Raw genomic sequence first — 24713 nt, 5'->3', positions numbered from 1 at the left:
TCATTGTTTTTTCCTGTCATCTACAAATTTATAGCCAAGACCTCTTATGGTTTTAATATGGCGGGGCTCGCTCGGATTTTCTTCGATTTTTTCGCGCAGCTTGCGGATATGCACCATTACTGTATTGTCATCGACCATATAATGATCATTCCAAACATTCTCATAAAGCTGATGCTTAGTAAACACCCGATTTGGATTTTTGCAAAAGAAAATTAATAGCTGAAAAAGCTGTGCAGAGCAGTCTACCGATTGATCCGCAACGATAAGTTCTGCTGATGATACATTTAAGGTAAATCGTTCATATTGATATCGTTCTTCCATTACAGTCTTTTGAACGGACTGGGGCATCGTGCGTTTCAATAGTGCTTTAGCACGGGCGGCAACTTCAAGAGGGTTGAACGGTTTTGTAATATAGTCATCCGCACCGAAGGCAAATCCTGATAGTTTGTCCAGATCACCGCTTTTGGCACTTAAGAAAATGATCGGAGCGTCTGATTTCAGTTTAATGAGCGGACAAAGTTCAAACCCGCTTTTATCAGGGAGCATGATGTCCAGTACAATCAAATCATACTGTTTTTTGTCAATGGCCTGAAGGGCAGCCTCTCCTGTTACACATTCATCTATATGTGAAAAGCCTTCTTTTTGTAAAACAGTCTTTACAAGCTTTAATATCGCTTCTTCGTCGTCAACCAGCAGAATTCTTGAATTCTGAATCAAGGAAATCATCCCCCTTCTGTCTTTATTTACCTTAATTCAAAATAGAAGATTTGTTAAGGGTTTCTTTTATCTATTTTTCAGCTTGTTTCACTTTCTTTTTTTCCTTGAAATCGATAAGAATAATCCCGATCACAGCGCTAAAAAAGAAAAATGAAAACCACCAATAATGTTCTGTTACAAACGTAACTCCAAAATGTCTTGAAAGTAAGGCTGCCATGGCAAAAATGGCTATGATTCTCAAGAATGCTTTCATTAAATTAGCTCCTCTTTATTTAATAATTACCTTGAAAAGTTTACCAATTCCACCTTTATTCCATGTTATTAGAACCTTAAAAGCAGCTTAATTGTATAGGCAGGTTAAATATTGAAGCAATTATCTATCATAATAAGTGTTAAATCATTGTTTACATATAAACAAAGATAAGTGATTCTCGATATGAAGTGGGAATTGAACCGCTTCTTTTTTTGTTCAGCTTTGGTGGCAGATAGGCAAGATCCTTCCACACCTGTCACTCAAACCAGCACTATTTGTGTGATAAGGATAGTAAAGAATTAGCTAAAACATATAGCATTTCGAAGTTATGTACGTACCATTTCAGAGGAGGCCGCTGAGTACACAAAGTAAGTTGGCAAAGACCTCAAAAGACTGTATTGCTTATACTAATGGTAAAACTAAATTTGTGAGTAAGATATTAGAGAAAGTGATGAAGTAGATTCTAAACGCTTGAGCCCTAAAATGATTGCAGCGGCGATCTATTTTCTATCGGGGCAGATTAGCGACATAAGCTCCCTATAACTTTCCAAGCAAGGTCTGCTTGACACGACACCAATAAATGTCCTATTATAATCAGACACCAATCGGAGTCTTTTCATAACTCGAAAGTAAGGGGAGGATGATTTTGACCGATACAAATAAAATGAGGGATGTGTATGTTGCCGTTGCCGACCCGACTCGACGTGAACTGATTCGTCTATTGGCAGGCGCAGAAGAATTACCTCTTCACGAATTGACATCTCAGTTTGAAATGGGTCGTACGGCGGTTTCCAAGCACTTAGCTATCTTGAAAGATGCTCGTCTCGTAACCGATCGAAAAGTTGGACGGGAAACACGTTATAGGCTCAATGCTATTCCACTGCGGGAAATTCAAGATTGGGTGGCTTTCTACAGCAAGTTCTGGAGTAGGAATATGTTGCGTTTGAACCAACTATTAGAGGAGGAAGATGAATGAGTTTGACATTATCCTTGGATTTTCAGTTCACAACATCGATTGAGAAGGTTTTGTCCGCCTTAACCGATTCAAGCAAGCTTGCCAAGTAGGTCATGGAAAATGATTCAAGGTTGATGAATATTAAGTAATGCCATTAAAGTGATAGAAAGAATTGGAGAAACCCGAGAATGATCATTCTTGACTGTCAGTTATCGAAAAATTGAAGAGGGGTGTTCCTTGATGACAAAAAGTAGAATGAATCCTAAGGTTGATGAATTTTTAAGTAAAGCTAAAAAGTGGAAGGAAGAATTTGAGAAGTTGAGAAATATCGTTCTTGACTGTGAGCTGACCGAAGAATTTAAGTGGATGCATCCTTGTTACACGTTTGAGAAAAAAAACATCGTTTTAATACATGGATTTAAAGAATATTGTGCGCTTCTGTTTCACAAAGGTGCCTTGTTAAAGGATGCCCATGGGATTCTAATCCAACAAACGGAGAATGTACAGTCGGCGCGCCAGATTCGGTTCACCAATGTTCAAGAAATAGCTGAAATGGAAACCATCTTAAAAGCCTATATTTATGAAGCCATTGAAGTTGAAAAAGCCGGTTTGGAAGTGAATTTTAAAAAGAATACAGAATTCATAATTCCTGAAGAACTTCAAAATAAATTCGATGAAAACCCTGACTTGAAAACTGCTTTTGAAGCATTGACGCCGGGACGGCAAAGAGCATACATTCTTTATTTTTCTCAACCCAAACAATCCAAAACTCGACAGTCAAGGGTTGAAAAATATATGCAGCAAATTCTGGGTGGAAAGGGATTAAATGATTAGTATACTCGATGAGAAAATAAATGAATCAAACTTTAAGATATTACCTCACTTTGCGTTCATTCGAACTCCTTATTGGATCGCAGGTAACACTCAATCCAAATAATTTAAAATGGAAAAAAACAAAAAGTGATCCGTAGAGTATAAGTAAACTACCTTATAACAGGCTTACGCATTACCAGCTAAGAAAAATACTGCACACAAAGTATACTCTTTGGCTTTTTGCTGAAAAGAAAGAGCATCAGCAGATGAACAAAATTATGCTGTCTGGTTTCTGTTTTTTCTATGGAGAAACCGATAAAGCATTTTGCATTGCTGATGCATTTTTTTTTACTTCAGTTCATAATCTACTTTGCTGTATAGCTTTGTTCCGTTATGCAGCCCGAGCTTCTTTTCCTCATTTTCATCAAGACCGTTAATGCTGATGACGATTTCGTCGCCTCGAAGTGAGATTGTACCCTCAACTGGTTTTTTCAGTGCAGGGTCCTCTATTTTAAAGGGGCCATCGCCATTTCCGCGAATGGTCGTTTTTGTGTTTGTCTCATGCAGAATTTTATTGTCTTTAGACTTTAGGCCAAGTGTCAATTCTGCGAGCTGACCATCTTCAGGAAAGTTGACAATCACAAAATTCCCTTCCTCTTTCACTTTTACTCTGTCTACCCAAGTCCCGTTATAAATGCCTTTCATGCTGTAGTCTTCGTTCTTAAGCTGCGGACGGTTGCATCCTGCCAAAATTACTGCAGTAATGGCAATGAACAAAAGACATAATTTAATATTCTTCATAGCAAATCCCTTTCTGTTCAAAAGATCACTCTTATTATCTCCTAAAAGGGTCGCAAGAAGCAAAGGTAGAGGATGATTGAAGTACGTTATGTGAATAACAATTGTCAAGATGGCAAGTTATGGAGCGAAGAACTGTGAAAGAAGAGCTTGGCCGGAATATCCTTGGAATTGGCCGGAAAATTTCGGAATTTGGCCGGAAAACTGGTTTTTTGGCCGGAATATTCCTGTAATTGGCCGGAAAAACTCATCAATCGGCCGGAATCACAGCTCTCCGATAAATCCCGGTTTAACGAGCCATGCTAAAGGGTATACATTAGCTTACGACAAGAAAACGACATGATGAGGGGATTGCCTGAAATGAAATCAAAAAAGAATATTGCACTAATAACGGGCATTAGTTTAATGGCTCTTCTTTTTATCATACAAATTGTGAAGCCGGACCAATCCACCGGTGCGAGTGATGTAAAGCATGAAGGGACACCGACCGTTTTTGTTCACGGATACAGGGGCTCGCTGAATTCCTTTAAGGGAATGATGGAAAGATTCCAGACTGAACGGGAGTGGGGAGAGAAAACGCTGATTTGCACGTCTGAACAGAGAGTTGCTGAATGTGAATCCCTTACAAAAGAAAAAGTGGAAAACCCGCTTATCCAAGTATTTTTTGAAGAGAATGATTCGAATTTTGAAAAGACAAGCATCGAACTTGGAAATATACTGAAGCTCTTAAAATCTGAATATGGATACGATAAGGTGAACATTGTCGCTCACTCTATGGGAGGTCTTGTTTCTGTCAATTATATTCAGGAAACGAGACAGGAAAAGGAGTTTCCAAAAGTAGAAAAGCTCGTAACAATCGGTTCTCCATTTCAAGGTATTAATAAAGAGGTTTTTCAAAAAAGGTATGGCGAGAATGACCATGACTTAATCGCAGGCTCACTGGCAATTAAAGAACTTTATGCTGAAAAAGGCAACTTTGATCCACATACAAAAGTGTATTCAATAGCGGGCAAAATCAGTGAACAAGAAGATGGAGATGGGTTGGTTTCTGTGAAAAGTGCGACATCAATGAGAGAAGTCGTCACATCAGACAAGTATCGGGAGCAAGTCATCGTTTCTAAGAAAGCGACACATAATGGGCTGCATGAAAATAAGGAAGTCGATGAGGAAGTCGGCAATTTCATTTGGGGCACATCAAATTAGAGCGCAATTCATGCGCTCTTTTGTATGAAAATAATGATTGTAAATGCTTTCATTTGGTGGTACTATAATTTTACGAAAACGTTTACTTAAAGATCGGAAGAAGGTGGGACATGACATATACCATCAAAGATGTAGCTAAGAAAGCAAATGTTTCGATTGCGACCGTTTCGAGAATTCTCAATAATCAGAAAGGCTATTCAGAAAAAACGAAACGAAAAGTGCTTGAGGCCATTGAAGAGCTGGACTATCATCCAAACGCAATTGCAAGAGGATTGATTAACAAGAAAACGTCTACGATTGGGGTTTTATTCCCCGCACTTTCAAGCATGCTAGTGACGGAGCTCTTGGCAGGTATAGAAAAAGCAGCTCATCTTCATGGTTCAAGCGTCATTGTCTGCCATACAGAATCGAATGGCTCAAAAACGATGAAATACCTGCAGCTGCTGAATGAAAAGCGAGTCGACGGCATCATTTTTACGAGTGAAGTGCTGAAAGAAGAATACTACGAATTTATACAGAAAATGAATATTCCTTTAGTCCTTCTTTCTACAGAATCGCGGGCTTATTCCGTTCCATATGTAAAAGTGGACGATCGGCATGCGGCTTATTCAGCCACACAATACTTGATAAAAAACGGCCATACTCGGATAGGGATGATAAGTGGAAACCGAAATGATCTGATTGCAGGCAAACCGAGAATTGAAGGATTTAAGAATGCCTTAATGGATCATGGTCTGCCTATCCAAGACAGCCAAATCGTCTATAGTGAAGGATTTACCTTTGCAGATGGAATGGACGGCTTAAAGAAACTGAGGAACCAGGCTCCAGGGGTTACAGCCGTTTTTACAGCCAGCGATGAAATTGCATTTGGTGCGATTTCTGCGGCTTTTCAGATGGGGGTTAAGATTCCCGAGGACCTATCAATCATTGGCTATGACAATTTAAAAATTGCTGAAATGTCGATTCCTCCATTAACCTCACTTGCCCAGCCATTCTATGAAATGGGAGAAAAAGCAGCAAGAATGATATTTGACATGATGAACGGTGATCAGCTTGTAGAAAGCCGGATTATGCCGCATTCGATAAAGGAAAGAAGCAGTGTTTTGAAAAAAGAAGAGTGATATTCTTCTTTTAAGTCATTAACGTAAACGTTTACGTCAATAAAGAAGTTTTTTTAATAAATAAAGTAAACGTTTACTCTTACTTATGCTGAATTAGGAGGCAAAATGAATGATCAGGAAAATGACTGCAGCAGTAGCGGCTTTAATACTTGGAACGTCCATTTTGGCAGGATGCTCTTCCGGTGAAGATGACGATGGAAAGGTAACGCTGAATCTGCTGTCCAATAAATCGGAAAACATAAATACATATAAAGGATTAATTGAGGAGTTCGAAGCTGAAAATCCGGATATCAAAATTAAATTCGATTCTCCTCCAGAGGCTGAAACCGTGTTAAGAACCCGGCTGGTCAAGAATGATATCCCAGATTTAATGTTTATTGCAGGGAATGCAACATATGGCGAATTGGGAAGAGCGGGCGTCTTGCATGATTTTTCTGATTCTGAACTCGTTGAAAAGATTCAGCCATCCTATATTGATATGATTGATCGCTTAGTCGGACCTGAACAAGAGGGTGTTTTCGGTCTTCCATATGCAACAAATGCAAATGCTGTTATATACAACAAGCAGAAGTTTGAAGAACTAGGATTGGAAGTGCCGAAAACGTGGGACGAGTTTATCGAGATTTTAGAAAAAGCTAAAGCTGCGGGGGAAATACCAATTTACTTTACGCTTAAGGACGCTTGGACCGGAATGATTTCTTGGAACTCTTTAGGGGGTAACATAGCTGGTGAAGAATTTGCAGACAAGAAAAGTTCAGGGAAGACAACGTTTGTTAAAAGCTATGACGAAGTGGCAGACAAGATGCTGACGCTAACGGAATATGGCCACAAGGACAATCTCGGAGTTGCCTATGGAGATGGAAATAATGCATTCGCAGCTGGGGAAGGGGTTATGTACATCCAAGGAAACTGGGCCATTCCAGAGATTTTAAAAGCAAATCCGGATGCAAATCTGGGCGTTTTTCCGATGCCTGTCACAAATGACCCTGAGAAAAACAAGCTTGTTTCAGGGGTCGACGTTTTACTGACAATCAGCAAAGACAGCGAACATAAGAAAGAAGCAATGAAATTTCTGGAATTTATGACGGAAAAAGAAACATCAAAGCGATACATCGATGAGCAAAAGGCATTTTCAGCTATAGAAGGAGTTTTTCAAGAGGATCCTGTCTTTGAAGGAATCAAAGAAAACTTTGAACAGGGAACGATTACTAGTTTCCAAGATCACTATTATCCTGCCGGAATGGGAGCGGAAAACATTCTTCAGGAATTTCTGATAGAGAAAAAGAAAGAGACGTTCTTAAAGAAATTGGATAGAGAGTGGGAAAAGGTCGAGGATCGCTAAAAGTGACTTGTCCAGCTGCACCGCCCAACTCCTCGGCCAGAACAGCTCCGCCAAAAAAGTCAAACCCGGACTTTTCTGTCGGATCCTTATCTGTCTGTCGGAGCTAAACGGGCGGATCCGCATTTCTATATTGTCCAGCTGCACCGCCCAACTCCTCGGCCAGAACAGCTCCGCTAAAAAAGTCAAACCCGGACTTTTCTGTCGGATCCTTATCTGTCTGTCGGAGCTAAACGGGCGGATCCGCATTTCTATATTGTCCAGCTGCACCGCCCAACTCCTCGGCCAGAACAGCTCCGCCAAAAAAGTCAAACCCGGACTTTTCTGTCGGATCCTTATCTGTCTGTCGGAGCTAAACGGGCGGATCCGCATTTCTATATTGTCCAGCTGCATCGCCCAACTCCTCGTCCAGAACAGCTCCGCCAAAAAAGTCAAATCAGGACTTTTCTGTCGGATCCTTATCTGTCTGTCGGAGCTAAACGGGCAATTCCGCATTTCTATTGAGGAGATGAACCGATGAACAATAAAAATAAAGTATTCCTGATCATGACAGTTCCTGCTGTTTTTCTATTCTTTATCTTTCATACATATCCTGCCCTGCAGGGGATTTTCTACAGTTTTACGGACTGGAGAGGATACGGGGAATGGAATTTTGTCGGGCTGAAAAATTACCTGAATGTATTTAAGGATGAAAGAGCCCTTGATGCCTACGGTTTTACATTTAAATTCGCAATCATTTCAACGATCCTAGTTAATTTTTTCAGCTTGCTTGTGGCGATGGGACTTAATGCGAAGATTAAGTTTCAGAAGACTTTGCGGGCTGTGTATTTCATGCCTTACATTTTAAGCATTTTGATTGTTGGTTTTATTTTCAACTTCATTTTCACTCATTTTATTCCGGATCTTGCAGGAGGAGCAGGGTTTGAAGCTTTATCTAAGAATATCCTGGGAGATCCGAATCTTGCGTGGATTGGAATTGTCATTGTTGCCGTTTGGCAGGCGATTGCCTTTAATACGATTCTCTATCTTGCGGGACTTGTAACCATTACAGAGGATTTGTATGAAGCAGCAAGCATTGATGGAGCAGGAGTTTGGACAAAGTTTTGGAAAATTACGTTTCCGCTGATCGCACCGTTTTTCACGATCAATATGATTTTATCCATGAAAGGTTTTCTTATGGTATTTGACCAAATCATCGCGCTCACCGGCGGCGGTCCTGGCCAATCAACAGAATCGATTTCTCTGCTGATTTATAGAGGCGGCTTCCAGGGCGGAGAATTTGCTTATCAATCTGCAAATGCAGTCATTTACTTCATTGTGATCATTGTTTTTTCGATCTTCCAGCTTAAAATTCTTGAAAAAAGAGAGGTGGGGAACTAATGATCAGCAAAAAGACGAACTGGCCTGTTACCATCCTCTTAATTTTAGGAGCAATGTTCATTATCTTGCCGTTATATCTGGCCATTACGATTGCCTTTAAAACACCTCAGGAAATGGCAGGGAATTTGATGGCATTGCCGCAGTCGTGGTCTTTTGATAATTTTGAAAAAGCCATTGAAATGACGAATTTCTTTCATGCATTAAAAAATAGCGTGTTCGTCACAGTGTTGGTTGTCATTTTTACTGTGCTGACAAATTCAATGGTTGCCTATGCGATCGCACGCAACATGCATAAGAAGTTTTATAAATATACATTTTACTATTTTGTCAGTGCCATGTTTATCCCGTTCCCTATCATCATGCTCCCCATCGTAAGACAAACAGCATTATGGGGAATGGATAATCTTGTAGGATTAGTGATTCTGTATATCGTTTATAATCTGTCATTTAACATCTTTATCTATGTAGGGTATATCCGATCTATACCGAAAGAATTGGAAGAAGCTGCAATTGTTGATGGCGCCACTACGTGGGGAGTGTTTTGGAAGGTGATTTTCCCGCTGCTTGCACCAATGAATGCAACGGTCGCGATTCTTACATGCCTTGGCGCCTGGAACGATTTTCTCCTGCCTCTTGTTGTTCTGAGCGACAGCGAAATGGCGACATTGCCGCTCGTGCAATATATTTTCCAATCGCAGTTCAGTACAAATTATAACTTAGCATTTGCATCTTACTTGCTGGCATTAATTCCAATGATTATTGTCTACGTTTTCGCACAAAAATGGATCATCAGCGGGGTAATGAAGGGATCTATTAAATAGCGTCACTTTTAATAAATTAATAGATTTAAAGCGTTTCTAAACTTTATGGAAACAACAATATATAATATTTGTTAAAAAATAAGCCCGATTATTGTATATTGAAAAAGAAAGATTAGCTTAAATATTGGCTCTTTTCATAAAGTTTGTTGTTTTAGAAAAAATGGTTATAACTTATAGTGGATTGTAGCGGAAGGCACTTGACTCCTGCGGGAAATAGAGCGTAATGGGAGACCCCGCTGGCATAGCCGAGGAGGCTTACATCCCTCCCAGCGGAAAGCAAGTGCCTGCAGCGGAAATCACGGGTAAATTTTAACCAAAAACAACAATCAATTTGAAAACAGCTTAAATATTAAAAAAAATCGACTATAAGGAGTTTTACTAATGAAAATCACTGTTTGGAACGAAAACCGTCATGAACAAAAGAATCCAGTAGTAGCAGAAATTTATCCTGAAGGCATTCACGGTGCGATTGCTAATTACTTAAAAGAAAATGGCATGGATACAACGACTGCTACTTTAGATCAGCCAGAGCATGGTTTAACAGAAGAAGTATTAAGCGAGACAGACGTTTTATTCTGGTGGGGCCACCTTGCGCATGATGAGGTTTCTGATGAGATCGTTGAACGTGTTCAAAAACGTGTACTTGAGGGAATGGGCTTAGTTGTGCTTCATTCTGGGCACTTTTCTAAAATCTTTAAAAAACTGATGGGTACATCTTGTGACCTGAAATGGCGCGAGGCTGATGATAAAGAACGTCTATGGGTCGTTGATCCTTCTCATCCGATTACTGAAGGAATCGGTGAGTACATTGAAATCGAAAAAGAAGAAATGTACGGCGAGCACTTTGATATCCCGGCACCAGATCAATTAGTCTTTGTCAGCTGGTTTGAAGGCGGAGAGGTATTCCGTTCAGGCTGCACGTATCAAAGAGGAAACGGAAAGATTTTCTACTTCCGTCCAGGTCATGAAACATATCCAACTTACCATAACAAAGAAATTCAAAAAGTCTTGCTGAATGCAGCAAACTGGGCAGCACCAACGAAGAGAGAGTATCCTGTTTACGGAAATGCTCAGCCGCTTGAGAAGATTACAGTCAAATCATAAAGAAAAAAGATGCAATCCTTTGGATTGCATCTTTTTTAGTGGTTAGCCGCTTTCGCCTGGGGTTTATCATAGATGGCAAGCCTTTTCACCAATAAAGAGCTATGTTCATTCAATCCGACAATCATAACCGTTTTTCCGTTTTCCCGATATTTAAGAACAATTTTATCAATTGCACCAACTGCTGAATCGTCCCAGATGTGGGAATCAGTAAAATCAATTGTAATTTTGTCAGCTGCTTCTTTGAAGTCGAATTTAGACACAAGCTCAATCACAGATGCAAAAAACAATTGACCTTTTACGTAATAGGTTTTTGAATGTTTTCCAGGTGTTTGTTCCACAGTCACCTTAGAAATTTTTGCAGCGAAGAAAATCGCACTGAGCAATACACCGGCTAAAACGCCTTTAGATAAATCATGCGTAAGCACGACTGTTGCTACTGTTACAATCATAACTGCAGCATCCGCTTTCGGCATGATATGAAGTCTTGTCAGTGAAGACCAGTCAAATGTACCGATTGAAACCATAATCATGACGCCTACAAGAGCTGCCATAGGTATCTGGACAAGCAAATCATTTAAGAGAATAATGAGTACCATCAAAAAAGTACCTGCCACGAATGTTGAAAGTCTGCCGCGGCCGCCGGATTTCACATTAATTACTGACTGGCCAATCATCGCACACCCAGCCATTCCTCCGAAAAATCCTGCTGCGATATTTGCAGCACCCTGGCCTTTAGCTTCTTTATTTTTATCGCTGCCTGTATCCGTCATATCATCAACGATTTGGGCAGTTAGTAAGGATTCTAGTAATCCCACTAATGCTAAAGCAAAAGAATAGGGAAAAATAATTTTCAGAGTTTCTAAATTCAATGGGATATCGGGAATCATAAACATTGGCAAAGCTTGCGTCAAGTGGCCCATGTCACCAACTGTTCTTACTGATGCTCCTGTAGCAACAGCGATAATCGTAATAACTACAATTGCTGCAAGCGGGGATGGAACAGCTTTAGTGAATCTCGGCAAAACATAGATAATGAACAAAGATCCTGCGACCATTGCATACATAATCCATGACTCCCCTGCAAAATGGGGAAGCTGAGATGTAAAAATCAAGATTGCCAGTGCATTTACAAAGCCAATCATGACCGATCGGGGAATGAATTTCATTATTTTTCCTATTCTCAAAAAGCCTAGAACAATCTGTATAATTCCCGTTAATATGGTAGCAGCCAATAAATACTGTAATCCGTAGTCTGCAACAAGTGTTACCATGACAAGGGCCATCGCTCCAGTAGCAGCTGAAATCATGCCCGGTCTTCCACCTATAAAAGCAGTGACAACGGCAATACAAAAGGAAGCGTACAATCCAACCATTGGATCTACACCTGCAATAATGGAAAATGCAATAGCTTCTGGAATCAAGGCTAAAGCTACGACAATACCTGCTAAAATATCGCCGCGGATATTGCTGAACCATTCCTGTTTTATTGTGTGAATGTTCAAGTCTGCACCTCTCTTAATCATTATTATGTGTTTTTGACTTTCAACTCTCATGAAAGTCGGGACCGTAGGTAATGAAAGGGATTATAACATGTTTTTACTTTTTTAGGTAACAGTAAGTAAGCGTATAAATAAAGTTATTTCGCCTTTTATCTCATGGATGCTTCATTTTAGTATGTAAAACAAAAATCAATTGTGTGTTTAATTCTCCCATTAGGTGAAACATACCAATATAACCTATGGAGAGGATGTTCACAGCCTATGGGAAACGAGCAAATTAAACGTCCTCGCGGCAAAAATACCCGCTGGAGCATTTCAGCTTTGCTTTGCAGTGTGATTATTTTAAATTATTTTGATCGGGTTGCGATTTCGGTTGCGGCGCCAGAAGTACAGAAAAGCTTTGAGCTTAGCGCATTTGAAATAGGGCTTGTTTTTTCCATTTATACATATTCCTACACGTTTATGCAGCTGCCGATTGGCGGGCTGCTTGACAGGTGGGGAGTCGGATGGATCACTAGAATCAGTATGGTGATTTGGAGTGTGTTGTCTCTTCTGTTTGCATTTGTTCATGGAAAGCTGTTTTTATATGCATTAAGGCTCATGACAGGTGCTGCAAGTGCATCTGCTTTCCCAGCTGCATCCAAAGCGACGGCGAATTGGTTTCCAAATCATGAACGCGGTCTGGCAAATGCGCTGTTTGATTCATCTGCGAAGCTTTCAAATGTGATTGGAGCACCGCTTGTCGCGATTATGATAACTGTGTTTGATTGGAGAACTGCCATTTTTGCAATCGGAGTGCTAAATGTCATCTTTACGATTGTATTTTGGAGATATTATGATGAGCCTGAACGGCATAAAAGAATTTCAGATGAGGAAATTAATTATTTACAGGCATACGGTGCAGGTACAACACATCCGCATCCATATGATACGAAGAATATGCTGAAACAGCTTTTCTTGAATAGAAAGGTATGGGGGCTGACCATTGGGTTTACTGGTTACGGGTACACATTTAATCTGCTGTTGACGTGGCTTCCTACCTTTTTTAAAACGGAATTCGAATTAGACTTGCTGCAATCTGGATTGTATACCGCAATTCCGTGGCTTATTGCGGCACTTGTCGGTATTTTTGTAGGAGGATGGCTTGTCGATTATCTAATTGGGAAAGGACATGAAAAAACAAAGGTGTACCGTTATGTCATTCTGTTTGGAATGACAATCGGGTTAACGTTCATAGGCTCTATTTTTACGGAAGATGCTGTGCTGTCAATTGTATTCATTTCGATTGGTCTGGCTGGCATCTCAGCAACAGCTCCGGTTGGATGGACCATTTCTGCTTTAATTGCACCGCCAGGCACAACGGCAATTATGAGTTCAATCGTAAATTTTGCGAACAACTTGTTTGGCGGCATTATTGCAGCTCTATTAACAGGGTATATTGTGGATGTCACAGGATCATTTGATTTAGCATTTATCATTGCAGCTGTGGTTTTAGTTATTGGATTGTTTTTTTACATCGTGGTACTGGGTGATATCAGGCAAATTGAACTGAATGAAAACCAAGAAGGGAAGCAGACCTAATCATTATTTTCCGCAAATAAGATATCTGTTAACAGGTCTGCCTACTCCGCCATATTGAATATCGATTTCTAATTGGCCTTCTCTTTCAAGATGTTCCAGATATCTTCTGGCAGTGACTCTCGCAATCCCTACGTTTAGAGCGACATCTTCTGCAGAAACAGCTTCACGTTGATCTGAGAGGAAGGAAAGGATTTTAGTCAGTGTAACCTCGTGCAATCCTTTTGGGAGTTCTTTTTTTTCTTTGGGTTCCTCTTTGGAAAAACGGATTGTATCAAGTTCTTTTTGGGTGAGCTGTGATTTATCCTTAAGTTTGCTGCGGTATGCTGAATAGTTTTCCAATGATTGTTTCAGCCGTTCGAATTTGAATGGCTTCATTAAATAATCGGCTGCTCCATGCAGTAAAACATTTCGAACCGTTTCCATATCACTTGCAGCCGTTATCGCTATAATATCAGAAGAATGACCCTCAGCCCGAATGGCCTGAATCGTCTCAAGCCCATTCATTTTCGGCATATACATATCGATGAGAATCAGATCAGGTGCAAACTCTCTCACCATATTTAAGCCATCTACCCCATTTGCTGCGATTCCAATTACTTCGAAACCGTCAATCTTTTCTATAAACCCCCGGTTCACTTCCTGAACCATCAAGTCATCTTCGATAAGAAGCACGGATACTGGATGAATTGACATCATATCTCCTCCTTAAAAAAAGTAATCGTAAAGCTTGTTCCGGCACCTGCTTCAGAATCAACTGAAATCGAGCCGTTTGCCTGCTGGATTAATTGGTTTACTAAATATAATCCGATTCCGCGTTCATGTCCTCCCTTCGTAGAGAAGCCATGTTCAAAAATTCGCATGCAATCGGATTCTTTTATTCCGCAGCCATTATCTTCAACCAATATCGTTAAAATCTCCGCATCCTGTTCAATACTTATGAAAATATGCTGATTTGAGCCAGTATGGTTTTTGAAAGAATCAAAAGCATTTTCAATTAAGTTTCCAAGGATAAGAACAAAGTCATGATGATCAAGCTTTTTAGGGAAAGTAAGAAATTTGCTGTTGCGGTCTATATCAACGGTGATTCCTAATTCTTTTCCGCGCCGGATTTTACTAAGGAGCAAACCTGCAATGCTTTCATCATGTATGTTTTTACTTAAAAATTGAATGAATTCTTCTTGTTCTTCAGTTGACTGAAAAACGTACTGAAGCGCTTTTTCATGATTGCCAAGCTGAATAAGGCCTGCAATCGTATGAAGCTTATTATTGTATTCATGATTTTGCACACGTAAAGCGTTTACAAAGGCACGTACTCCGGTCAGTTCTTCAGCCATTTTTTTCACTTCAGTCCGGTCTTGAAAAATAGCAACTGCCCCGACAGTCCGATCTTTCACTTTAATTGGAACCCGGTTGCTTAATATGTTTAAATTCCTCACGTTAAGTTCTTTGCTGTAAATGGCGCGGTCGAGCTGAAGAATTTCAGGCAAGGCAGTATCAGGAATGACTTCTCTAATGGACTTCCCAATAACCTCACCTTCAATTTGCATCATATTCATGGCTTTTTTATTAAAAATGGTTATTTTTTCATTCGTATCAATCGCAATTACACCTTCGTGCATGGCATTAAACGTTTCGGTACGCTCAACAAGCAGTCTTGCGATTTCATGGGGTTCAAGCTGAAACATTTGCCTTTTAATCTGCCGTGCCAGTATCCAGGCGCCCCAGCCTCCAAATAGCAGCGACAGACTGGATGTTATGAAAATCTCAAATGAAAGACTGTACAGGACTTCAAGAAAGGTTGGTATTTTATATCCGGTAAGCACGACTCCGATTTGCTCGTGGTCATCATTCATGACGGGTACAAATGCACGCATGACGTTTCCGTTTTCTCCATTAGCCTTTGATGTATAAGAGTGTTCAGCAAAGGCTGGTCCTTCATCGCTTCCCTTGGAACGTATTCCTATCATTTCATTGACTGGGTGTGTCAATCTTTCCCGGTTCATGTTCAAAACAACGATGTAAGCCGCATTGTTAATGGTTCTTATTCGGTCTACAACCTTGTTCAGGTCGTTTTTATTGTGGTCCAGCGCCTCTTTCACTTCCGGAAGTTCGGCGACTGTTTGTGATGTAACGAAAGAGCGTGCCGTTAATTCCTCTTCTTTTCCGCTGATAAAATTGCCTATTAAAACAATTCCTGCGAGAAAAAGAGAAAAGCCTAATATAAAAAAGATCAAACCTGCAATTTTCCATAAGATTGAGATACGGTTCATATAGGTTCCTCATTATTCTGAAGAATAAAATATCTTTCATTGTAACATGCATTAAAATGTCATGATACAATGAATCTACTAAAAAACTGATTGAAATGGTGAAAAAAATGAAATGGTTCATTAGCTCAAGTCTATTAACTGTGCTATTAATAATTGCAGTATTTTCGCATGATCCTATGCCTGAAATAGAAGACGATGATGAACAGCAAGGATTAAACGATCAAATCGTGATTAAGTTCAGCCATGTAGTTGCTGAAAATACGCCGAAAGGGTTAGCTGCCGAAAAATTTGCCGAAATCATTGCAGACAGGACAGATGGGAAAATAAAAGTTGAGGTTTTTCCGAATGAGATTCTGTATTCGGATGAAAAAGAGCTTAAGGCACTAAAACGCGGCGATGTTCAAATGATTGCGCCTTCTTATTCAAAAATGACAGAGGTCATCCCTGAATGGCAGGTGCTTGATTTGCCTTTTATTTTCCGAGATGTGGAGCATGTGAAGAATGTTTATACAGGTGAAGTCGGGGAACGATTATTAAGCAAATTAGAAAAAGAAAACATAAAGGGCCTCGCTTTATGGGGGAATGGCTTCAAGCAAATGACGAGCAGCAATGGTGCATTGATTGCACCTGAGGACTTTTCTGGCCAGCGTTTTAGAATCATGCCCAGTGATTTAATCGCAAAGCAATTTGAATTGCTGCATGCGATTCCAAAAGCTGCAGAATTCAATGATGTTTACATTGCTTTGGAGGGAAATGAATTTGACGGGCAGGAAAACACGATTTCAAATATCTACTCAAAAGGATTTTATCGTCTGCAAAAGGATATGACTGTTTCAAATCACGGCTATTTGGGGTATTCTGTCTTAATGAATGAAGAATTTTGGAATTCATTAGAACCTGAACTGCAAACTCATATTCAAGAAGCAATGGATGAAACAACTATCTGGATGCTGCATGAATCAAAAGAGATGAATGACACTCAATTCAGCAGAATGAAAGAAACCTCGAACATGAAAATATATGAGCTGAATGAAAAAGAAAAAGAGAAATGGAGAAAGGTTTTTATGCCTCTCTATGAAACATATGCTGCTAAATACGGTGATACTTGGATTAAAGATATTCAAAATCTGCAATAGAACGGGCTGCTGCACAAGATGCGGCAGCTTTTCGTTTTTGTCCTAATGAAAACAAGCTGTGAGTGCAAACAGATTAATAGACTTCTGATAAGTACATGACAGGGTTAATCGAACTGTTTTCAGAATTTGGCCGGAAGAAGTTCGAGAGTTGGCCGGAATATTGAGGTTATCGGCCGGAAAAAGTTGAGAGTTGGCCGGAATATTGAGGATATCGGCCGGAATAAGTCGAGAATTGGCCGGAATATCGAGGATATCAGCCGGAATAAGTCGAGGGTTGGCCCCAAATATCGAGGATATCAGCCACAATACGTCTTGAATCGGAGCAGGGAATTTTACCCTTCGTTTAGGTGATGACCAAAAAGAACAAAAAGACCATTATTACCAAAACAATCGTGATTTCTAAATTATCAGTTAATATGAAGATATTCTTGTAAGCGTTATCAATAATAGAACGGAGGATATCATGAAAATTAACTTTAAAAATCTGACTGTTCAAGTAATCATTGGTATTATTTTAGGTATTGCGGTTGGCTTTTTGTTTCCGGCATTTGGGATTGAACTGAAGGTTTTGGCAGATGTCTTTATTAAAATGATCAAAATGGTCATTGCGCCAATCATCTTTTTTACGGTAGTGATTGGAATTGGAAGCATGGGAGATTTGAAGAAGGTTGGCCGAATCGGAGGCAAGGCACTTCTTTACTTTGAAATTGTAACAACCTTTGCACTTGCCATAGGAATTATTGTAGTTGGAATTGTTAAGCCTGGAGACGGCTTTAACACAGAATCCGTTGAAGGCGGAGATGTATCACAATATACAAAGGGGGCAGAAGAAACAAGCCATGGATTTGTTGATTTTGTCGTCAGCATTATTCCTGAAAATGTAGTAGGTGCGATGGCTGGGGGAGAATTGCTCCCGATCTTATTCTTTGCTGTTTTGTTTGGAATCTCAATGGCGGCGATCGGAGAAAAAGCAAAGCCGGTTGTAGTTTTATTTGAAAGGCTGACAGATATTTTCTTTGGTGTTGTAAATATGATCATGAAAGTTTCACCATTTGCTGCCTTTGGCGCGATGGCCTACACAATTGGACAATTTGGCTTAGGCTCACTTGTTGCTCTTGGAAAATTGATGGGATCAGTTTATATTACAATGTTCCTTTTTATCATATTAATTCTTGGTGCGATTGCAAAATATTATGGATTCAGCATAATAAAATTCATCGCATTTATTAAAGAAGAAATCCTGCTTGTCCTTGGAACGTCATCATCTGAGTCTGCATTGCCGAAAATGATGGAGAAAATGGAGAAATACGGTTGTTCAAAATCAGTTGTGGGGCTCGTCATTCCAACAGGATACTCATTTAATTTAGATGGCACATCCATTTACTTATCAATGGCCGCGATGTTTATTGCGCAAGCATATGGTATAGACCTTAGTATTTGGCAGCAGCTGACTTTGCTTGGAATTCTAATGTTAACCTCTAAAGGAGCAGCAGGAGTAACAGGTTCAGGATTTATTACATTGGCTGCAACACTTGCGGCATTCCCGATGATCCCAGTTGAAGGAATCGCTCTGCTGCTCGGTGTCGATCGTTTTATGTCTGAAGCACGTGCGATTACAAATCTGATAGGAAACGGTGTGGCAACAGTAGTTGTATCTAAAATGGAAGATGAGTTTCATCCTCCAGCAGAACAGTCGGAGACGGCAAAAATCTCAATTGCAAAGTAGAACTTGGAAAAAGCGGATTATTTCCGCTTTTTTTTGTTGATTTTCTATTTCCGATCGGATAATAAAACACAGATTTCGGATAGTAACTCCTGGTTTCCGGATAATTAAATGGCTCCAGCGGATAGTATACCGAGCGTCCTGGATCATAAGGCGAAAAACATAGTAATCCGGTCTGCTGCCAAGCAAGAAAATGTGTGCTTTCTCTTGTAAGTGTAAATGCAAGTGCTTGCTTTTTGTGGTCTAATCTAGGGGCTCGGTATGAATAATTACTGAAGTTATTAACGGGTGAAAACAGTAATTTAAGGGCATCTAATAGAAAATTAAATTCATATTGGATTTCTATACCATAGAAATATTTTACTTATATTAATAGTTTGTAAAGAAATTGTTAAAATTAACGACAAAGTCTTTTCGGATTCGACATTAGCGTATATACTTTTTAAGTTGCAAATATAGAGAAAAAGAAAAAATATATGGCTCCTTGGAGGAATAATAATGGCTATCAAAAGAAGAAAAGATAAGTTTTCTGAAATGTTAAGTCAAATTTCTGAAAATCTAAAAGAAACAGGGCAGTATTTTGTTGATTACAAAATCAATAATGCCAATGATCTTAAAGTGTTCTCAGAAACAATTAAGGATTATGAGTCAAAAGGCGACACTTTTGTTCATACCATTATCATGGAATTGAATAAAGCTTTCATAACTCCTATCGAACGTGAAGATATTCTTCAGCTTGCGATGATTATGGACGATGTATTGGATGGCATCGAGCATTCCGCAGCCTTGTTTGAAATGTACTCTGTAACAAAACCAACTGACTACATGGTAAAATTCGTTGACACAATTAATGAGTGTACGATCGAAATTGCCAAATCAATTGACTTGCTTTCAAACAAGAAATTAAGCGATATTCGCACACATGCTATTCGTTTAAAGGAACTTGAGTCAAACTGTGATAATTACTTGCGTACAGCTGTGAAAAATTTATTTGCAATCGAAAAAGACCCGATTAAAATCATTCAATATAAAGAGATTTACGAAACGCTAGAAGAAATTGCTGATAGCTGTCAGGGTGTTGCGAATACACTTGAAACTATCATCATGAAGAACGCGTAAGAGGCCATTTATTATGGATACTATTTTAATACTCACCATTCTAATCGTATTTTTCGCTTTAGCGTTTGACTTTATTAATGGATTTCATGATACAGCAAATTCAATCGCAACATCCGTATCAACTAAGGCACTTAAACCAAGACAAGCCATCATCTTGGCATCTGTCATGAACTTTGTAGGAGCAATGACATTTACGGGGGTAGCGAAGACGATCACAAAGGACATTGTTGATCCGTTTACATTAGAAAATGGATCTGTGGTTATCTTGGCTGCACTGATTGCTGCAATTGCTTGGAATTTAATTACTTGGTATTACGGAATTCCGAGCAGTTCTTCCCATGCGATTATCGGTTCGATTGCTGGCGCTGCTATTGCTGCAGCTGGATTTAGTTCGTTAAATTACACAGGATTTCTAAAAATTCTTCAAGCTCTTATCATTTCCCCGATTTTGGCGTTTGTTGTCGGTTATATTGTCTACAGTATTTTTAAAATCATCTTTAAAAACAATAACCTGACAAAAACAAATAGAAATTTCCGTGCTATTCAGGTTGCAACAGCTGCGCTTCAATCTTATACTCATGGTACAAATGATGCCCAAAAAGCAATGGGTATTATTACTATGGCGCTGATTGCCGGCAATCTTCAAAGCACGACAGATATTCAGACTTGGGTTCAAGTTTCATGTGCTGTTGCGATGGGGCTTGGAACAAGTGTCGGCGGCTGGAAAATCATTAAAACTGTTGGCGGAAAGATTATGAAAATCCGTCCCGTTAATGGTGTTGCAGCTGATTTAACCGGTGCAGCTGTAATCTTCGGTGCATCTGTTATTCACTTGCCTGTCAGTACAACCCATGTTATTTCATCTTCTATTCTTGGGGTAGGTTCTGCTCATAGAATTAAAGGTGTTAAATGGGGAACGGCTAAAACAATGATAATTACATGGTTTATTACATTGCCGATCTCTGCTACGCTGGCAGCTATTTCATACTTTATCTTGAATTTATTCTTCTAAGAAGACGGCCCTCCATTTATTGGAGGGTTTTTTGTATGTCTGCTGCATTTGACGAACGAAAAACACAGTGCTACTATTTAAAACAGATGATAGTGAAAATCGTTATCAATTAAAAAGTTCGGAGGAAGTAAAATGATACAGCAACAATCAATCGCAGCTGTTATACGTGAAAGAACGTCAATTAAATCAAATTACCTGCCAAACGAGGTTAAGGAAGAGGATGTCGTAACATTGCTGAATGATGCTGTCTGGGCTCCTAACCATGGTTTGAGGGAGCCTTGGCGCTTTTTATTTGTGAGCGGAGAACGTAAGGGAGCGTTTATGCAAACTGTTCTTTCCTGCTATGAAGCAAAAGCTCATGAAAAAATCATTTCGAAATTGTCAGATGTTCCAGCTTTTTTAATTGCGATTATGCCTGAAGATCCCCGCCAGAAAATTTGGGAAGAGGACTTTGCGGCCATTTGCACACTCATTCAAAATCTGCAGCTATTAGGCTGGGAAAAACAGCTGGGGATGGTATGGAAAACGCCTAACCATATGTACGATCCTAAATTCCGCCGTGCGATCGGTGTTCAAAATGGCGAGAAAGTCGTCGGAATTCTTCAATTGGGATATTTTGATCCAAACATGAATAAGAAAGAAAGAAAACGCACGTATGCAAAGGACAAGCTGACTGCTTTTTGAACTTTTTTAGATCTCAAGAAAAGCATGGATCTTCGGGAAAGCAAATGGATTAAATGAAAGAACAAAAAAGCTGAGCTCCTATCATAATATTTCCATTCTCTGTGAAGAATAGTAAAAAAGTCATTTTAGGAGAATGAAATGAACGTATTAATGATATATGCTCACCCTAACCCGGAAAGTTTTAACTCAGCTATATGCAATGCTGTAGAAGAAGAGTTTACAAGCAAGAATTTTCAGATCAGAAAAAGAGATCTCTATCAGCTGAAGTTTAATCCAATCCTGACAGAAGACGGCTATTCAGCCTTTTATCAAGATAAAATACCAGCAGACATTCAAACGGAGCAGGCAGAACTTATTTGGGCGGATATTCTGGTCTTTATTTATCCGACATGGTGGAATGGAATGCCCGCAATATTGAAGGGCTATTTTGACAGGGTCTTCACAAATGGTTTTGCATTCCGTTATGCAGAGGATGGCCCAGAAGGCTTGCTGAACAAAAAAAAAGCACTTATCTTCCAGACGACAGGGCAGCCGGAAAAATTTCTAAAACCTCTGCAATTAACGATGGCTATGCAGGCCGTATTTGATATCGGCATCATGAATTTTTGCGGAATCGAAACCCTTGCACATAAGTTTTTATATTCAGTGGCTTATGTTGATGACGAGACAAGAGAATCCATGCTGAATGAAGTCAAAGAAGTCGTTGAAATGATAGGGAATAAGCATTAATAGGAAATCTTCCTTTTTTATAAGGGAGATTTTTTTGCGTTGGACTAAAGAAAGAAAGGTTTCTGTGAGAAGCTGAGGCTCCTGACTTTGAGTATATTTCACAAGCAGCCTGAACTGCCATTATTAATAATTAATGAATTAGTCGATTTTTGTAGAACTTTCGAAGAACCCATTGTCAAAGAGTGAAGACTAAACGTGTCTTAAGACTCATGCGCATTTTTGCAAACAGTGGCAAGAGAACAATTTATATGTGAGAAACCCTTTTCATTATTTGATTATTATTTTAAAAAATAAAGGTCTTTTTCCCAATACAAAGTATTCATATCCATATGGTAGATTAGTAGAGTATAGTAGAAAAAGGAAGCAATAAAAAAATCTGCTATTATATGAAATTACAGGGAGCTGGTAGTTTTGGGAAAAGGCGTTAAGTTGACAGCTTTAATGACAACACTTTGTTTAGCGGGAAGCGTTGTATTTATGCCGAATATTCAAGCTGAGGCTGCACCGCAAAATCAGCAGCTGCAGGAATTGAAGCTCGCGCAATTTGGAAAGACATCTTTCAGCGGTCAAAATCGCACAGGCGGCAAAGCAATGTTTAAAATGGAGAGCTATGTCAGCAAGCTTCCGAAGAATGTGCTGAAAAAGCTTGAACAGACCAGTCTGAAAAACTCTCTTTATATTGTTCAGCTTGATGGACCTGTCTCTGAGGCAGATCGATTGCTCATCACTGGTACCGGAGCTGAAATTATTGAGTATGTTCCAGATTATGCTTTTGTCGTGAAGGCTGAGAAAAAAGCAATAAACTCATTAAAAAAAGGCAAGGGGATTACGTCCGTTAAAACATACCTGCCTTTGTATAAATTAGATCCTGCTCTTTTTCAATCAGGCTACACCCAGCTTTTTGACGTAGAATTAAAACATGTCAATAAATCAAAGAAAAAGCTGGTAAAGAAAAATCTCGAGGAGCTTATTGAATACGCAAATCAGGAAGATACTTTGTTCATCGCAAAAGAAAATACGTTTAAGCTTCACAACGATGTGGCTGCAGGAATCATGAAGGTAAATACAGCCAGCAGCACATATGGATTGACAGGTGCAGGTCAGACAGTTGCAGTTGCAGATACCGGCCTTGATACGGGAAGAAATGACAGTTCGATGCATGAAGCCTTTAAGGGCGGAAAAATTAAAGCATTATATGCTTTAGGGCGTACTAACAATTCAAGTGATCCAAATGGACATGGAACACATGTGGCAGGTTCAGTGCTTGGGGATGCTCAGTTCAAAGGAATGGCTCCTAAAGCAGGTCTTGTCTTTCAATCTATCATGGATGCAAATGGAGGACTTGGAGGTTTGCCTAGTAACCTCAACTCACTTTTCTCTCAAGCGTACAGTGCCGGTGCAAGGGTTCATACCAATTCTTGGGGGGCACCTGTAGGAGGGGCATATACACTTGAGTCTAAACAAGTAGATGAATATGTCTATAATAATGATGATATGACTGTGTTATTTGCTGCCGGCAATGAGGGGCCAGGTTCAAAAACGATCAGCACGCCAGGTACAGCTAAAAATGCAATTACGGTTGGAGCTTCAGAAAATAACCGTCCGTCATTTGGATCGTATGCAGATAATATCAATCAAATTGCTTCTTTCTCTTCTCGGGGTCTTACCTCTGATGGAAGAGTAAAGCCGGATATCGTTGCACCTGGCACATTTATTTTATCGACTCGCTCATCTTTAGCACCTGACGCATCTTTCTGGGCAAATTATAACAGCAAATATGCTTATATGGGCGGAACTTCAATGGCAACCCCGCTTGTTGCTGGAAACGTTGCTCTTCTGCGTGAGCACTTTATAAAAAATAAAGGTGTCACTCCAAAACCATCCCTTATTAAAGCAGCTTTAATTGCGGGAGCGAAAGACCTTGGCCTTGGCTACCCAAGCGGAAATCAAGGTTGGGGAAGGGTCTCACTTGATAAATCAGTAAATGTTGCTTATACAAATGAATCTAAAGCACTTAGAACGAATGAAAAAGCGGCCTATTCATTTAAGGCAGTGAGCGGAAAACCGTTAAGAATTGCACTTGCTTGGACAGACTATCCAGGTAATCCATCAGCCTCTGTTTCATTAGTCAATGATTTGGATTTGGTTATTAAATCCCCAAGCGGAAAAACGTATGCAGGAAACGATTTTACAGCACCTTACAACAATAGCTGGGATGGCAGAAATAATGTGGAAACCGTTATTTTGCCAAGTGCAGAAGCTGGGACATACACGATTGAAGTGCAAGCTTACAATGTTCCATCAGGCACTCAGGATTTCTCATTTGCTGTTGTCCAATAAAAATAATGTTAGGCTGAGCCGCTTCTAGATGAAGCGGTTTTATTGTTGTTTAGGAAACTATAAATACATAATAGAAAAAAGTGCATTAAAACGAGTGATTGGAGCAGAAAAATAAT

At 39.6% G+C, this 24713-nt stretch carries 23 protein-coding genes and 1 pseudogene; 18 read left to right on the top strand and 6 right to left on the bottom strand.

Annotated elements, in window-relative coordinates; all coding sequences use genetic code 11:
* Together CYJ36_RS13340 and CYJ36_RS13335 are read right to left on the bottom strand one after the other, a co-directional pair.
* Positions 1 to 714, bottom strand: coding sequence for a response regulator transcription factor (locus CYJ36_RS13340; protein WP_101567810.1), 714 nt, complete (start codon positions 712 to 714; stop codon positions 1 to 3).
* Between the two features lie 73 nt (positions 715 to 787).
* Complete coding sequence (locus CYJ36_RS13335) at positions 788 to 970, bottom strand: hypothetical protein (RefSeq protein WP_101567760.1); 183 nt, start codon at positions 968 to 970, stop codon at positions 788 to 790.
* Positions 971 to 1634: 664 nt separating this feature from the next.
* Here CYJ36_RS13335 and CYJ36_RS13330 point away from each other — a divergent pair.
* From CYJ36_RS13330 to CYJ36_RS13320, 3 genes and pseudogenes are all read left to right on the top strand, one after another.
* A complete protein-coding gene (locus CYJ36_RS13330; RefSeq protein WP_374702811.1) occupies positions 1635 to 1946 on the top strand; it encodes an ArsR/SmtB family transcription factor in 312 nt (103 codons plus the stop codon).
* Positions 1943 to 2032 (top strand): annotated as a pseudogene (locus CYJ36_RS13325) (SRPBCC family protein); the annotation flags it as partial. The gene CYJ36_RS13330 and the pseudogene CYJ36_RS13325, both read left to right, overlap by 4 nt.
* 133 nt (positions 2033 to 2165) lie before the next feature.
* Positions 2166 to 2759, top strand: a complete 594-nt coding sequence (locus CYJ36_RS13320; RefSeq protein WP_101567758.1) for a YdeI/OmpD-associated family protein — start codon at positions 2166 to 2168, stop codon at positions 2757 to 2759.
* A gap of 327 nt (positions 2760 to 3086) precedes the next feature.
* Here the strand turns inward: CYJ36_RS13320 and CYJ36_RS13315 are convergent, their stop codons facing one another.
* Positions 3087 to 3539 carry a hypothetical protein gene (locus tag CYJ36_RS13315; RefSeq protein ID WP_142382710.1) on the bottom strand — a complete coding sequence of 151 codons (453 nt, stop codon included), beginning with the start codon at positions 3537 to 3539 and terminating at the stop codon, positions 3087 to 3089.
* A 109-nt stretch (positions 3540 to 3648) separates the two neighbouring features.
* On the opposite strand from CYJ36_RS13315, the gene CYJ36_RS24085 reads away from it, so the two are divergent.
* The 7 genes from CYJ36_RS24085 to CYJ36_RS13275 all read left to right on the top strand — a co-directional run bounded on the left by CYJ36_RS24085 (position 3649) and on the right by CYJ36_RS13275 (position 10504).
* The gene (locus tag CYJ36_RS24085) at positions 3649 to 3879 is read left to right on the top strand and encodes a hypothetical protein (RefSeq protein WP_101567756.1); all 231 of its coding nucleotides are present in this window, start codon (positions 3649 to 3651) and stop codon (positions 3877 to 3879) included.
* Between the two features lie 17 nt (positions 3880 to 3896).
* Positions 3897 to 4739, top strand: a complete 843-nt coding sequence (locus tag CYJ36_RS13305) for an alpha/beta hydrolase (RefSeq protein WP_180850307.1) — start codon at positions 3897 to 3899, stop codon at positions 4737 to 4739.
* Between the two features lie 110 nt (positions 4740 to 4849).
* Positions 4850 to 5860, top strand: coding sequence for a LacI family DNA-binding transcriptional regulator (locus tag CYJ36_RS13300; protein WP_101567754.1), 1011 nt, complete (start codon positions 4850 to 4852; stop codon positions 5858 to 5860).
* A gap of 109 nt (positions 5861 to 5969) precedes the next feature.
* On the top strand, positions 5970 to 7202 hold the full coding sequence (locus CYJ36_RS13295; RefSeq protein ID WP_101567753.1) for an ABC transporter substrate-binding protein: 1233 nt from the start codon (positions 5970 to 5972) through the stop codon (positions 7200 to 7202).
* A 513-nt stretch (positions 7203 to 7715) separates the two neighbouring features.
* Positions 7716 to 8579, top strand: coding sequence for a carbohydrate ABC transporter permease (locus tag CYJ36_RS13285; RefSeq protein WP_101567751.1), 864 nt, complete (start codon positions 7716 to 7718; stop codon positions 8577 to 8579).
* Positions 8579 to 9400, top strand: coding sequence for a carbohydrate ABC transporter permease (locus CYJ36_RS13280; protein WP_180850305.1), 822 nt, complete (start codon positions 8579 to 8581; stop codon positions 9398 to 9400). Before CYJ36_RS13285 ends, CYJ36_RS13280 begins: the two co-directional genes overlap by 1 nt.
* A gap of 381 nt (positions 9401 to 9781) precedes the next feature.
* Positions 9782 to 10504, top strand: a complete 723-nt coding sequence (locus CYJ36_RS13275; RefSeq protein WP_101567750.1) for a ThuA domain-containing protein — start codon at positions 9782 to 9784, stop codon at positions 10502 to 10504.
* Between the two features lie 35 nt (positions 10505 to 10539).
* On the opposite strand, the gene CYJ36_RS13270 is transcribed toward CYJ36_RS13275, so the two are convergent.
* Positions 10540 to 12027, bottom strand: coding sequence for a SulP family inorganic anion transporter (locus CYJ36_RS13270; RefSeq protein WP_374702804.1), 1488 nt, complete (start codon positions 12025 to 12027; stop codon positions 10540 to 10542).
* Between the two features lie 237 nt (positions 12028 to 12264).
* Here CYJ36_RS13270 and CYJ36_RS13265 point away from each other — a divergent pair, with 237 nt between their 5' ends.
* Positions 12265 to 13584: an MFS transporter gene (locus CYJ36_RS13265; protein WP_101567748.1), complete on the top strand. Its 1320-nt coding sequence runs from the start codon at positions 12265 to 12267 to the stop codon at positions 13582 to 13584.
* Positions 13585 to 13587: 3 nt separating this feature from the next.
* Here CYJ36_RS13265 and CYJ36_RS13260 read toward each other — a convergent pair whose 3' ends face one another.
* Positions 13588 to 14277 (bottom strand): response regulator, encoded by a 690-nt coding sequence (locus CYJ36_RS13260; RefSeq protein WP_101567747.1) that lies wholly within the window; start codon positions 14275 to 14277, stop codon positions 13588 to 13590.
* Positions 14277 to 15854, bottom strand: a complete 1578-nt coding sequence (locus CYJ36_RS13255; protein ID WP_101567746.1) for an ATP-binding protein — start codon at positions 15852 to 15854, stop codon at positions 14277 to 14279. The genes CYJ36_RS13260 and CYJ36_RS13255 overlap by 1 nt, the downstream gene beginning before the upstream one ends.
* 107 nt (positions 15855 to 15961) lie before the next feature.
* Here CYJ36_RS13255 and CYJ36_RS13250 point away from each other — a divergent pair, with 107 nt between their 5' ends.
* The 7 genes from CYJ36_RS13250 to CYJ36_RS13220 all read left to right on the top strand — a co-directional run bounded on the left by CYJ36_RS13250 (position 15962) and on the right by CYJ36_RS13220 (position 24597).
* Complete coding sequence (locus CYJ36_RS13250) at positions 15962 to 16990, top strand: DctP family TRAP transporter solute-binding subunit (RefSeq protein WP_101567745.1); 1029 nt, start codon at positions 15962 to 15964, stop codon at positions 16988 to 16990.
* A gap of 463 nt (positions 16991 to 17453) precedes the next feature.
* Complete coding sequence (locus CYJ36_RS13245; RefSeq protein WP_101567744.1) at positions 17454 to 18716, top strand: dicarboxylate/amino acid:cation symporter; 1263 nt, start codon at positions 17454 to 17456, stop codon at positions 18714 to 18716.
* A gap of 495 nt (positions 18717 to 19211) precedes the next feature.
* On the top strand, positions 19212 to 19832 hold the full coding sequence (locus tag CYJ36_RS13240) for a DUF47 domain-containing protein (RefSeq protein ID WP_101567743.1): 621 nt from the start codon (positions 19212 to 19214) through the stop codon (positions 19830 to 19832).
* A 13-nt stretch (positions 19833 to 19845) separates the two neighbouring features.
* Positions 19846 to 20844, top strand: a complete 999-nt coding sequence (locus CYJ36_RS13235) for an inorganic phosphate transporter (protein ID WP_101567742.1) — start codon at positions 19846 to 19848, stop codon at positions 20842 to 20844.
* Between the two features lie 132 nt (positions 20845 to 20976).
* The gene (locus CYJ36_RS13230) at positions 20977 to 21528 is read left to right on the top strand and encodes a nitroreductase family protein (protein ID WP_101567741.1); all 552 of its coding nucleotides are present in this window, start codon (positions 20977 to 20979) and stop codon (positions 21526 to 21528) included.
* 138 nt (positions 21529 to 21666) lie between these two features.
* A complete protein-coding gene (locus tag CYJ36_RS13225) occupies positions 21667 to 22257 on the top strand; it encodes an NAD(P)H-dependent oxidoreductase (RefSeq protein ID WP_101567740.1) in 591 nt (196 codons plus the stop codon).
* Positions 22258 to 22698: 441 nt separating this feature from the next.
* Positions 22699 to 24597 (top strand): S8 family serine peptidase, encoded by a 1899-nt coding sequence (locus tag CYJ36_RS13220; protein WP_219621101.1) that lies wholly within the window; start codon positions 22699 to 22701, stop codon positions 24595 to 24597.
* The last annotated feature ends 116 nt before the right edge of the window (positions 24598 to 24713 follow it).

The organism is Bacillus sp. UMB0893, from assembly GCF_002858905.1.
Taxonomy (GTDB): Bacteria; Bacillota; Bacilli; order Bacillales; family Bacillaceae; genus Bacillus_P.
The sequence above is the reverse complement of the archived record's forward strand: the minus strand, read 5'-3'. Positions and strand labels throughout refer to the sequence as shown.